This window comes from Gelidibacter sediminis, from assembly GCF_004364975.1.
GTDB classification, from domain to species: Bacteria; Bacteroidota; Bacteroidia; order Flavobacteriales; family Flavobacteriaceae; genus Gelidibacter; species Gelidibacter sediminis.
The window spans coordinates 1,036,987-1,049,706 of sequence record NZ_SOBW01000007.1; the positions used below are offsets into that span (position 1 = coordinate 1,036,987).

The window sequence follows — 12,720 nt, forward strand, 5'->3', positions numbered from 1 at the left end:
TCATACAACAATTTTATGGCTTTATGTCCTGACATAATTCAATCAAAACACCATTGGTACTTTTAGGGTGCAAAAATGCGACCAACTTATTATCTGCGCCCTTTTTCGGAATTTTGTTGAGGATGGTAAAGCCTTCGCCTTCCAAGCGTTTGAGCTCTGTTTCTATATCATCAACCGCAAAGGCGATATGGTGAATCCCCTCCCCTTTCTTTTCAATGAATTTCGCAATCGGACTATCTGCCGACGTAGCTTCCAGCAATTCAATCTTGTTAGGGCCATTCTCAAAAAATGAGGTGCGTACGCCTTCACTCTCCACCGCTTCTATCTTGTAGTGGGGTTTCCCAAAAAGCGCCGCAAACAAGTCGTTAGAAACCTCTAAATCTTTAACCGCAATGCCTATGTGTTCTATTTTTTTCATAATCGTGCCCGCGAAGGCGGGTATCTACATCCATTCCCACGAAAGCGGGAATCTCTTTAAATTATAACTTATCCCCTTCTAAGCAACCTCAGGCGGGAATCTCATGCATTCCCACGAAAGTGGGAATCTTATAATTAGCAATCCATTTATCATTCCAAAGCTAAATCCGACCCACCTAAGGTGGCGCCAACGCAACTTTGTATCCTCAAAAATACAATAATCCTTAAATATGCTCTATTTTTGCAGTTGATAAGCCGCTATTTGGCTTTTTAATACTAATTTAAATCAAAAATTAGCAGTTTTAGATTTATAAATAAGAATCATGGAAGAAAGTCATAGACAGAAAAAAATAGGTGGGATATTGCAGGAAGACTTGGTTGACGTGCTTCAAGGTGCAGCAACTAAAGGCGGCATGCGCGGAATTATCATCTCCGTAAGTAAAGTAAACGTAACGGCCGATTTAGGATTAGCCAAAGTATATTTAAGCATTTTCCCTAATAAGGAAGCTGAAGAATTATTGAAAGGTATCCGTTCAAACACGCCACTCATTCGTCATGAATTGGCACAACGTACCAGACATCAATTGCGCAGAATGCCTAATTTGGAGTTTTTTATTGATGATTCACTAGAATATATTGAACGCATCGATAAGTCATTAAAAGGCGAAGAAAACCCTATTAAGGACGCCGATTTATTGGACAAACGTAAAAAATCATAATTGAACTTTGCGCTTTACATCGCTAAGCGATACCTCTTTACCAAGAGCAGCAATAATGCCATCAATATTATGACCATTATTGCCGCTTCAGGTGTAGTTGTTGCCGCCGCTGCGTTGTTTATAGTGCTTTCAGGGTTTGCGGGCCTAAAGGATTTTAGCCTCGAATTTTCTTCTTTTGTAGATCCTGACCTTAAAATTACACCTGCGCAAGGGAAATCTTTTTTACTCACTGAGAAAGATTCTACAGCCCTAAGAAACATTGATGGTATTGCCTCCTATTCAAACATTATTGAAGAGCGTATCATTATTGAATTTGACAATAAAAATGTATTAGCATCTCTAAAAGGTGTAGACGATCAGTATCTGAACGTCACCAATATTGATTCCATGATCATACAAGGGCAATGGTTTCAGAAAGGCAGCGGACAATTGGTTTCCGGCTGGGGCATTGCGCACAACCTCTCTTTTGGGGTCTTGGATTATGGTAAAACACTTAATGTGTACGTGCCGAAACCTGGCGTTGGACAAATCAGCTCCATCAAAGGGGCGTTCAACTCACTAACCATGGTCAATATTGGGGTTTTTGATGTGAATGAAGATTTAAATGCTTCTTACGTGTATACAGACATTGCGAATGCACGTTATTTGATGGATTACGCGCCCAACCAACTGAGTAGCATCGAAATCAAATTGCATCCAAATGCGGATGAAAAATCGGTTAGAAACGCCATTTTAGAGCAGTTTGAAACCGATGTGATTGTTAAAAACAGAGCCCAACTTAATGATTCGCTCTACAAGATGTTGAACACGGAAAATTTAGTGGTCTATCTGATTTTTACCTTAGTAATCATCATTGCCTTATTCAACGTCATTGGAGCCCTAATCATGATGATTTTGGATAAAAAAGGGTCTCTGCACACGCTTTATAATATTGGCGCAACTACAAAAGATATCCGTCGTGTGTTCTTCCTTCAAGGCAGTTTAATGACCATTCTTGGTGGATTTGTAGGGGTTTTAATTGGATTTATTCTGGTAGTACTGCAACAGCAATTCGCGCTGGTTATGATCACACCATCGCTTCCTTATCCTGTTAATATTAAGGTTATGAATATTGTGTTGGTTCTTGTTACAATTACCGTTTTAGGATTGATTGCTTCAAAAATTGCTTCAGGACGTATTACTGAAAAACTGATTAGAAGTTAATAAAGCGCATCTAAAGCTTATACAAATTCGTATCCAGAAAAGACTTCGAGCACCTCATCGAAGGCTGCAAATACATCCTCAGATCCATCACTCGTTACCATTTTTGTACGGTAATCTTTAAAGTTTGGAATGCCTTTAAAGTAATTGGTATAGTGACGTCGGGTTTCAAAAACACCGAGCTTCTCCCCTTTCCAATCAATGGCCATTTGCAGATGTCTGCGGGCAGCATCTACGCGTTCTTCCAAAGAAATTGGTGCGAGATGTTCACCAGTATTAAAAAAGTGTTTTACTTGCTTAAAAAACCACGGATTTCCGATACTCGCCCGACCAATCATACAGCCGTCCAATCCGTAAACATCACGCATTTCCATTGCTTTTTCTGGCGTATCCACATCGCCATTACCAAACACCGGAATGTGCATACGCGGATTGTTTTTTACCTCAGCAATTGGTCCCCAGTCAGCATTACCCTTATACATTTGAGCACGCGTACGCCCGTGAATGGAAATAGCCTTACAGCCTACGTCCTGCAAACGTTCGGCCACTTCAACAATGCGGATAGAATCATGGTCCCATCCCAAACGGGTTTTTACGGTTATTGGTAAGTTGGTACGTTTTACCATCTCGGCTGTCAGCTGCTCCATAAGGCACACATCTTTTAAAATACCTGCGCCGGCGCCTTTACTCACCACCTTTTTTACGGGACAACCAAAATTGATATCAATAATATCTGGATTCGATTTTTCGACAATATCAATGGTTTGTAACATGCTTTCCAAATTGGCTCCAAATATTTGGATCCCAACAGGACGCTCCTTTTCATAAATATCTAACTTCATGATGCTTTTTGCTGCATCTCTGATCAAACCTTCGCTAGAAATGAATTCGGTGTACACCACATCAGCACCGTGTTCTTTGCACAACGCTCTAAATGGTGGATCACTGACATCTTCCATAGGTGCTAAAAGCAAAGGAAAGTCGGGAAGTTGTATGTCGCCTATTTTAACCACTGTTGAAATTTTCGACAAAATTAATACTTTTTATATAAATGCAATTATTTAAACCTCAGAGGTTTTTATTAAAAACATTCAAGTGCAGATGGCTTTGTAAGTATTGGAGCTTGTATAGCGAATTAATTACCAGTCTTTTCTAAACGTTCAGTCTCTTGCTGTGATTTTTGACGTTGGTTGGTCTCTAAATTGGTATTCCCAAATTTGTAGCGGAAGCCTAACTTAATATATCGGGTATCCTGATCATAGAAGGTAGCGCTATTTTGATTGAGATAACGTGAGCTAATGTCAAAATTTTGAGTGTTAAAAAGATCCGCAACCACCAAAGAGATGCTGCCTTTACTCTTTAAGATACTTTTGGAAACGGTCAATTCTGACATCAAAAGGTCTTGAATTTCTCTAAACCCACTGATACTTTTACTCATGTAAGTCAGATTGAAATTTAAATTGAGGCTTCTGTCTTTTAAGAATGTAAAATCATTACTGAGCACACTGTAATTTGACCATTGATCTCGTTCAATTTTGATGCCTTCAAACTCAGATTCATTTTTTGTATTATAGAATGACGTAACAAAATAAATAGACCAATTATCTAGTACATAGAAATATGTTATAAAGTCAAATCCAAATTCCTCAATTTTATTGAGATTGATGGGCGTATAAATCAACATGTTTTCAACGTTGTCCTGATACGGCAGCTCATAAATATGATTGGTATATGTTTTATAATAAGCTTCTAATGTAAACGTTCCTTGTGCTAAAGAGGTGCCCAATACGGCGTGATCTACGATAACAGGAAGCAATTCCGGACTCCCTGTAACAATCACAAAATCGTTGAGATAAAATTGAAAAGGATTGAGATTTTGGTAATTAGGACGTTGGATACTTCTCTTGTAATTGGTGTATACTGAAGTTTTATCAGAAAGCGCATAACTCAAGCTTGCTGTAGGAAACCATTCGAGATAATTTTTGCTCTTAACAGTTTCGTCGAGCACTGAAGTACTTTCTGTAGCCGTATGTTCAGCTCGCAATCCTGACACTAAGCTTAGTTTATCCCAATCTTTAGAAAAACTAACATAACCTGCTGCAATAGTTTCATCATAATCAAACGCATCGGTATTATTGGGGTCTATCACCTCATTGCCATCCATTTGATCAAACTGTGTAATCTTACTTACATTTTTAATATGCGATCCTTTGGCCCCTAATTCTAAGGTTGCGCTCTCACCCAAGGGTAAGGTATAATCTGCCTTGGCAGTGTAAATATGGGTATCCTGATGATTGTCTGTTCTAAATGCTGTAGCATCTAAAAAACTTCCGTCAGCATCAAAATAATTACTCTTTACATTTTGATTTCGGTTGTAATTAAACGTTGTAAAATGGGCGTTTACTGCCAATTTTTCGCCCGCTTTTTTAAACCTGTGGATATAGTCTAAATCAAACCCGAGATTGTACTTTTCATCATCAGAAAGATTGTTGGCGTTAAACATATAGTCTAAATCCTGATTGCCATTGAACACTTGTGTCTTATTGTTGATTTTATATTTAAAATAGGGTAAAACAAGGATGTTAGAACTTAGGCTCAAGGTGTTATTAGCATCAATCGTGTAGTCAAAATTGAAATTGAAATTGTGCGTTTTAGACCATGTATTTCTATTGGTGGTGCCTTTAAATATTTCATCAATAGCGTTGGTATCATCTAAATAATTAACAATATCATCTTGATCTCTATTGATTTTATCATGGGCATAGCTGTAGTTTGCAAAAAAGTCTATATGATCATTCTTAAAGAAATGACTGCTCCCTGCATTATAGCGCGGGAATACCCCTTGTATAAAATCAGCAAACACATTACCACGGTATCCCGTAACTAAATTTTTACTCATGACAATATTAATTACCGTACCGCTTGACGCATCATATTTTGCAGACGGATTGGTAATTACCTCTACGGCTTTGATATTATTGGCTGATGACCCCTCTAAAAGCTGAATCAACTCAGCCGTATCTAACTGTACTTTTTTGTCGTTTATGTAGACCGTAGGTTTGGAATTTTTAACTTGAATTGAGTTATCCAATACCAAAACACCTGGTGTGTTTTTTAATACATCAAATATATTTCCTTCAATTAAGGCTGTATTTTCGATATTAAACACCAATCGGTCAGCTTCCTTCTTTAAGGTTGGTCGTTTTATCAAAATGCTAACTTCATCAAGTTCTTGTGAAGATTCGCGTAATACAATCGTTCCTAGATCAACAGATTGTGTGATACTGACCTGTTTATGAAGGTCTGAAAAACCGATAAAGCTGAATTTTAATACGTAGTCATCGGCCTTGATTTTATCAAAAAGAAAACGACCTTTCTCATTCGTAGACACCCCTTTGATGATAGTGGAATCTTGAGATGTCATTAAAATAACGTTGGCAAATGCAATGGGTAATTTATCAGCATCTTCTACAGTACCTGATATAGTTTGATCCTGCCCATAACTAAATGTAACTGATAATAAGGCACAAAAAATGTAGGCAAATTTAATGGAGCGTGTCAAATAAATAGTTTTAGTTCCGCAATATATAAATAGTTTTAGATATAATTTTACGGTTTTCCCTCAGATATAGTGCTATTTAGAATCAATAAAAAATATTTAAACGCTAATAATTCGCTTATATTTGCAACTTAGATAGCGCAGTTTATATGAAGAACATTCGAAATTTTTGCATTATTGCACATATTGATCACGGTAAAAGTACTCTAGCGGACCGCTTGTTGGATTTTACAGGATCTGTAACCGAACGGGAAAAGCAAAATCAACTTTTGGATAGTATGGATTTGGAGCGTGAGCGTGGTATTACCATAAAATCTCACGCCATTCAAATGGATTATACCTACAAAGGAGAACAGTATGTCTTAAACCTTATAGACACGCCAGGCCACGTTGATTTTTCTTATGAAGTTTCGCGTTCTATTGCGGCTTGTGAAGGGGCTTTGTTGATTGTAGATGCTGCTCAAAGTATTCAGGCACAAACCATTTCAAACCTCTATTTAGCCTTAGAGAACGATTTAGAGATCATCCCAATACTGAATAAAGTAGACTTGCCAAGTGCAAATCCGGAGGAGGTAACAGACGATATCGTCGATTTATTAGGATGCAATGCAGAAGATGTGATCCACGCCAGTGGTAAAACAGGCTTTGGGGTTGATAAAATATTAGAAGCGGTTATAGAACGTATTCCTGCACCAAAGGGTGATCCGGAAGCGCCATTGCAAGCCTTAATTTTTGATTCTGTTTATAATACTTTTAGAGGCATTGAAACCTACTTTAGAGTATTTAACGGCGAAATCAAAAAAGGACAAAAAATTAAATTCGTTGCTACAGATAAAGAATATTACGCAGACGAAGTAGGGACTTTAAAACTCACACAAATTCCTAAAAAGAGCGTTAAGGCGGGTGATGTAGGTTACTTAATTACTGGTATTAAAACCGCAAAAGAGGTTAAGGTTGGAGATACCATTACAGATTTTGCAAACCCAACCACTAATATTGTGGAAGGTTTTGAAGACGTAAAACCTATGGTTTTTGCCGGTATTTATCCAGTAGATACTGAAGATTATGAAGAGCTTCGTAACTCTATGGAGAAATTGCAGTTAAATGATGCCTCTCTGGTATTTATGCCAGAAAGTTCTGCAGCTTTAGGGTTTGGTTTTCGTTGTGGGTTTTTAGGAATGCTCCATATGGAAATTATACAGGAGCGATTGGAACGCGAATTTGATATGACGGTCATTACGACCGTGCCCAACGTGTCCTACCACGCCTATACCAATAAAAATCCTGATGTTGCTTTTATTGTCAATAACCCATCAGATTTACCAGATCCATCTACCGTTAATCGTGTAGAAGAACCCTTTATTAAGGCTACCATCATTACCAAATCGGACTTTGTTGGTAACGTGATGTCCTTATGTATTGAAAAAAGGGGAATGGTGCTTAATCAAACCTATTTAACACCAGAGCGTGTTGAACTTACTTTTGAAATGCCATTGGCTGAAATTGTATTTGATTTTTATGACCGACTTAAAACCGTTTCTAAAGGATATGCTTCTTTTGATTACCATCCAATTGGTATGAAGACCTCCAAATTGGTAAGATTGGACATTTTATTGAATTCACAGCCTGTAGATGCACTTTCAGCTTTAATTCACGCTGATAATGCACAAAATATAGGGAAAAAGATGTGTGAGAAATTGAAAGAATTGATTCCACGTCAACAATTTGATATCCCAATACAGGCCGCTATTGGAGCTAAAATTATTTCAAGAGAAACGATAAAGGCACTTCGTAAGGATGTGACGGCCAAATGTTATGGTGGTGATATTTCTCGTAAACGTAAACTTTTAGAGAAACAGAAAAAAGGTAAAAAACGCATGCGCCAAGTGGGGAATGTTGAAATTCCGCAACAAGCGTTTATGGCCGTTTTAAAACTGAATGACTAAACCATAAAGATTATATTTTTTTTTAAAGGCTCCATACAAATGTTTTGTATGGAGTTTTTTATTATCCCAAACGGTCATTAAATTGACCGCCAATAGGTATTAATAATTTATTTATTTTATATCTATGTGATATGCTCAAATATTTTGTAGTTTTAAAGAACTCATAAAATCAACCAATGACCATATTTCATATCAGTGCAGAATGCTATCCTATTGCTAAAGTTGGCGGTCTAGGAGACGTGGTTGGTGCGCTGCCAAAGTATCAAAATAAGTTAGGCCAGACCAGCAGTGTTATCATGCCCTTTTACGATAATAAATTTACTAAATCCCATACCTTTAAAAGGGTGTTTAAAGGCCGGTTTAACTTGGGGAGACCCTTTGATTTTGATATTCTTACACTAGAAGACAACACGCTTGGTTATGAGCTCTATTTGGTACATATTCCTGGTTTGTTATATACTGATTATGTGTATTCTTCCAATGATACGGAACGCTTTTTAGGGTTTCAAATTGCAACGCTCGATTGGTTGGTACAACTGGAACAAAAACCAAATATTGTGCATTGCCATGACCATCATACGGGTTTAATTCCGTTTATGATGTCTCAGTCTTATGCCTATCATAAGTTGCGCAGTACGCCTACTGTAGTCACTATTCATAACGGACAATATCAAGGTTGGTTTGGCCATGATAAAATTCACCTTATTCCACCCTTCGATTTTTCAAAAGTAGGACTTTTAGATTGGAAACACCTGATCAATCCGTTGGCATCAGCTATAAAATGTGCTTGGAAAGTGACCACCGTATCTCCCAATTACATGCAAGAACTTATGTATGCTGCCAATGGCTTGGAGGATTTGCTACGCTATGAAAGTGGCAAATGTGTGGGCATCCTAAACGGTATTGATGATAAAGTTTGGGATCCAGCAACCGATGCTGACCTCATAAAAAATTACAGTATAAAGACCGTTCAGTCCGGTAAAAAAGCAAATAAAGAATGGCTCTGTAAGGAATTTAACCTTAACCCTAATTTGCCTCTTTTTGCATTTATTGGACGTCTGGTTGATGAAAAAGGCGCTGATTTATTGCCTGAAATTTTCAACAATTCGCTCTATCATAAAAATTTGTGCATCATGATGTTGGGCTCCGGAGATACTCGTGTAGAACAGCAATTGGACCGTCTCAAAAACCAACATCCAGGTTATTATAATACCTATATAGGCTATAATGAACGTTTGGCGCACATCGTTTACGCTGCCGCAGATTTTTTAATTATGCCGTCCCGCGTAGAACCTTGCGGCCTCAATCAGATGTATGCCCTGCGTTATGGTACCGTGCCTATTGTTAATAAAGTTGGAGGCCTTAAAGATACCGTTGAAGATTTTGATAATAACGGATTTGGCGTACTCCATGACGGTGCTACTGTACAGGAAGGCAGTTTTGCCATCTACCGCGCCATTAATTTTTTCAATGCTACTGACAGATTCAAAAAAAACCGTAACTTCATCATGAAGATTGATCATTCTTGGGATCGTTCTGCACAAGCGTATATTGATCTCTATAACTCTCTAAATCCATAACTATGTACCACGACAGTGTAATTTCTATCATTTTAGGTGGTGGACAAGGCTCCAGACTATATCCCCTAACCCAATCCCGATCAAAACCCGCGGTACCAATAGCGGGAAAATATAGATTGGTGGATATTCCGATTTCCAATTGTATCAATTCTGAAATCAAACGCATGTTTGTACTCACGCAATTTAACTCGGCATCATTAAACAAACATATTAAGAATACTTACCATTTTAGTTTTTTTAGCCAGGCCTTTGTGGATGTCTTGGCGGCTGAACAAACCATGTCCAATAATACGTGGTTTCAGGGTACGGCAGACGCTGTACGCCAGAGCATGCATCATTTTTTGAATCATGAGTTTGAGTATGCGCTCATTCTTTCAGGAGACCAACTGTACCAAATGGACTTTAATGAAATGCTGGATGCGCATAAAGAAAGTAATGCTGAAATAACAATTGCAACCTTACCTGTAAAGGAGAAGGAAGCGACCTCTTTCGGGATTTTAAAAACCGACGAAAACAGCGTTATTACCTCGTTTATTGAAAAACCGGATGCCAGTTTGTTACCTGATTGGACCTCTCAGGTAAGTGATGACATGAAGTCTCAAGGTCGTAACCATTTGGCTTCAATGGGAATTTATATTTTTAACCGTGATTTACTGATTGAGCTCATGAGCAATCCTGATACCAATGATTTTGGTAAGGAAATCATTCCGCAGTCTATTGATAAACACAAAACATTGAGTTATCAATTTGAAGGCTATTGGACTGATATTGGGAACATAGATTCGTTTTTTGAGGCCAATTTAGGCCTAACAGACGAAATTCCTGAATTTGACCTCTTCAACAGCAAAAAACGAATTTATACAAGAGCCCGGATGTTGCCCACCACAAAAATTAGTGGTACCACCTTAAATAGGGCCGTTATTGCTGACGGCTGCATCATTAATGCCGCCAAGATTGAACGTTCTGTAATTGGCATTCGTGCACGCATTGGCCATGACTCTACCATTATAAATACCTATATGATGGGTAGTGATAACTATCAATCTTTGGAAGAAGTGACCTCTACATCAAAAATTCCGATGGGAATAGGGGAGCGTTGCTTTATAAAGAATGCCATCATTGATAAAAATTGCCGTATTGGTAACGATGTCAGAATTAATGGCGATGTGGCCACTAAGGATATTGAAACCGATACCTATGTTATTAGAGATGGAATTGTAGTGATCAGAAAAGGAGCTATCATCCCACATGGCACCGTTATTTAAACGTAGAAACCTTACACCATACTTATACTATTTACATCCGTATATAGGCTTTAAAACGCTCTATTTTTGGAAGTATTGATGGTGATAGCGACATAACACTAAAGACGTTTTGGAGTCTAATCCGGAACGTCTTCGTTTTCTGCGGTATTCGCTTTTTCTTTTTGAATTTTCTCTACATCATAGGGCTTTCCTAAATATACCAATTTCCACCCTTCGGTAAATTCTTCTTCATCATTGTCAATGTTGGTCAGAATATGTAGCTCATTAGATTCATCCTTTAAAAATAGCGGTATAATATCATAATCTCTACCGCTGAGGTCTATCAGGTTTTCATAATGTTTCTTATCAATAATGTCAATTTCATGAACCGCCGGGTACCTTCGCGTTGTCTCCGTAAGTGATATAAAATCATCACGCTGTATAAAAATGTTTTGTTTTGGCTGGTAATTTGGATCATTCAATTCGTCAGATGTGATCAATCTAAATGCACCATTTTCGCCAAATTCACCTTTAAATCTATTGATTGCAAACTGATTGATTTCAGAGTTTCCGGTTAATGCAATTATATAACCTACATCATTCAACTCAATATTATCATCTAAAGAATCAGAATAAATATTGGTATTGATAGCCTCTAAGCCTAGTTCAATAGCCTTGTTGATGTTATTTTGATTATTATCAATTAAAACCACATGGCGGCCGTTTTCTTCTAAGTAATTCCCGATTAATCGAGAGGCTTTGGAAGCGCCAATAATTAAAATACCATTCGATTTTTTCAAAAATACTCCCACCCATTGTGCCACAAAACGTGCGGTGGTGGCATTTAATAACACGGTGCCCAATACAATCATAAAAACCAATGGTGTGATATATTCAGCATCAGGAACCCCATTTTTGGCCAATTTCAAACCAAATAATGACGCAATCCCTGCTGCGACAATTCCGCGAGGACCCACCCAACTTATAAATATCTTTTCATTCAATTTTAGTGGCGAATTTAAGGTGCTTAAAAACACTCCCAATGGTCGTAATACAAATACCACTACGGCAAACAATACCACAGTATTCCAATTAAAAATCAACAGTAAGTCTTCCATGTTGATATTGGCGGCCAGTAAAATAAACAGGATGGACACCAACAACACACTTAAGGATTCTTTAAAGTATAGTAACTCCTTTAAATAAGAAGAATTGGAGTTACCCAATACCATACCCATTACCACTACGGCCAGTAACCCTGATTCATGAGCAAAAGTATCGGCCAATACAAAAACTCCTAATACGCTGGCCAATGCAAAAACATTGAGTAGATAATGCGGAATTAAGCGCTTGTTGATGATAAAATTAAGGCCGTGGGCAAAGGCAAATCCGAAGGTACTTCCAAACAGTACAATCTTGCCAAACTCAATAAAGGCTGTTTTTGTAAACGCACCTCCTGCATCAACACTTATAAATTCAAAAACCAATACCGCTACCAAGGCGCCAATAGGGTCAATAAGAATACCTTCCCACCTTAATACGGCAGATACATCTTGCTTTAATGGAATATTACGTAAAATAGGGGTAATTACGGTAGGCCCCGTTACAATAATCAATGCGGAAAATAAAAAAGACATTTCCCAGCTCAAATAAAATATAAAATGTGCGGCAACAGCGGCACCAAAAAACGTCACAATAGATCCTACAGTAATCAATTTTGAAATAACCGGACCTACATTTTTTATTTCCTTTACACGTAGCGTTAAACCCCCTTCAAATAGAATGATACTAATGGCAAGTGATACAAAGTAAAAAAGGCTTTCGCCTGGAAATAATCCTTTTTCTCCGTTATAAATTGGCTCTATCCATTTAGAGCCATCGCTAGACAGATATTCTGCCGCGACTGGTCCCACTAAAAGTCCAATTAAAATTAATGGTAAAATGGCTGGAATCTTAAATTTCCACGCCACCCATTGTGCCAATATGCCAAGTATAATGATTCCTGCTAATTCAATCATATGGTTTATTTATCCTTATTAACTTCATGTAAAGTGA

Annotated in this window: 9 protein-coding genes; 5 read left to right on the forward strand and 4 right to left on the reverse strand. The window is 37.8% G+C overall.

Annotated elements, in window-relative coordinates; genetic code table 11:
• Positions 1-13: 13 nt before the first annotated feature.
• A complete protein-coding gene (gene mce, locus BXY82_RS04410) occupies positions 14-418 on the reverse strand; it encodes a methylmalonyl-CoA epimerase (protein ID WP_133756953.1) in 405 nt (134 codons plus the stop codon).
• Positions 419-740: 322 nt separating this feature from the next.
• Here mce and rbfA point away from each other — a divergent pair, with 322 nt between their 5' ends.
• Positions 741-1,136, forward strand: coding sequence for a 30S ribosome-binding factor RbfA (rbfA, locus tag BXY82_RS04415; RefSeq protein ID WP_133756954.1), 396 nt, complete (start codon positions 741-743; stop codon positions 1,134-1,136).
• Positions 1,137-2,339, forward strand: a complete 1,203-nt coding sequence (locus tag BXY82_RS04420; protein WP_133756955.1) for an ABC transporter permease — start codon at positions 1,137-1,139, stop codon at positions 2,337-2,339. It abuts the gene before it with no gap.
• A gap of 17 nt (positions 2,340-2,356) precedes the next feature.
• Here the strand turns inward: BXY82_RS04420 and dusB are convergent, their stop codons facing one another.
• On the reverse strand, positions 2,357-3,349 hold the full coding sequence (gene dusB, locus BXY82_RS04425; protein ID WP_133757416.1) for a tRNA dihydrouridine synthase DusB: 993 nt from the start codon (positions 3,347-3,349) through the stop codon (positions 2,357-2,359).
• Between the two features lie 122 nt (positions 3,350-3,471).
• Positions 3,472-5,898, reverse strand: a complete 2,427-nt coding sequence (locus tag BXY82_RS04430) for a TonB-dependent receptor domain-containing protein (protein ID WP_243835678.1) — start codon at positions 5,896-5,898, stop codon at positions 3,472-3,474.
• Between the two features lie 146 nt (positions 5,899-6,044).
• Here BXY82_RS04430 and lepA point away from each other — a divergent pair, with 146 nt between their 5' ends.
• The 3 genes from lepA (at position 6,045) to BXY82_RS04445 (ending at position 10,686) form a co-directional block, all read left to right on the forward strand.
• Entirely contained in the window at positions 6,045-7,841 is a 1,797-nt protein-coding gene (lepA, locus tag BXY82_RS04435; protein ID WP_133756956.1) for a translation elongation factor 4, read from the forward strand.
• Positions 7,842-8,017: 176 nt separating this feature from the next.
• On the forward strand, positions 8,018-9,421 hold the full coding sequence (locus BXY82_RS04440; RefSeq protein ID WP_133756957.1) for a glycogen synthase: 1,404 nt from the start codon (positions 8,018-8,020) through the stop codon (positions 9,419-9,421).
• Positions 9,422-9,423: 2 nt separating this feature from the next.
• The gene (locus BXY82_RS04445) at positions 9,424-10,686 is read left to right on the forward strand and encodes a glucose-1-phosphate adenylyltransferase (protein ID WP_133756958.1); all 1,263 of its coding nucleotides are present in this window, start codon (positions 9,424-9,426) and stop codon (positions 10,684-10,686) included.
• Between the two features lie 116 nt (positions 10,687-10,802).
• Here the strand turns inward: BXY82_RS04445 and BXY82_RS04450 are convergent, their stop codons facing one another.
• Entirely contained in the window at positions 10,803-12,683 is a 1,881-nt protein-coding gene (locus tag BXY82_RS04450; protein ID WP_133756959.1) for a cation:proton antiporter, read from the reverse strand.
• Positions 12,684-12,720 lie beyond the last annotated feature (37 nt).

Bases quoted from the DNA above. Each gene is read 5' to 3' on its own strand.
- BXY82_RS04445 (WP_133756958.1), top strand. From the start codon at position 9,424: ATGTACCACGACAGTGTAATTTCTATCATTTTAGGTGGTGGACAAGGC.
- rbfA (WP_133756954.1), top strand. From the start codon at position 741: ATGGAAGAAAGTCATAGACAGAAAAAAATAGGTGGGATATTGCAGGAA.
- BXY82_RS04450 (WP_133756959.1), bottom strand. From the start codon at position 12,683: ATGATTGAATTAGCAGGAATCATTATACTTGGCATATTGGCACAATGG.
- BXY82_RS04440 (WP_133756957.1), top strand. From the start codon at position 8,018: ATGACCATATTTCATATCAGTGCAGAATGCTATCCTATTGCTAAAGTT.
- mce (WP_133756953.1), bottom strand. From the start codon at position 418: ATGAAAAAAATAGAACACATAGGCATTGCGGTTAAAGATTTAGAGGTT.
- lepA (WP_133756956.1), top strand. From the start codon at position 6,045: ATGAAGAACATTCGAAATTTTTGCATTATTGCACATATTGATCACGGT.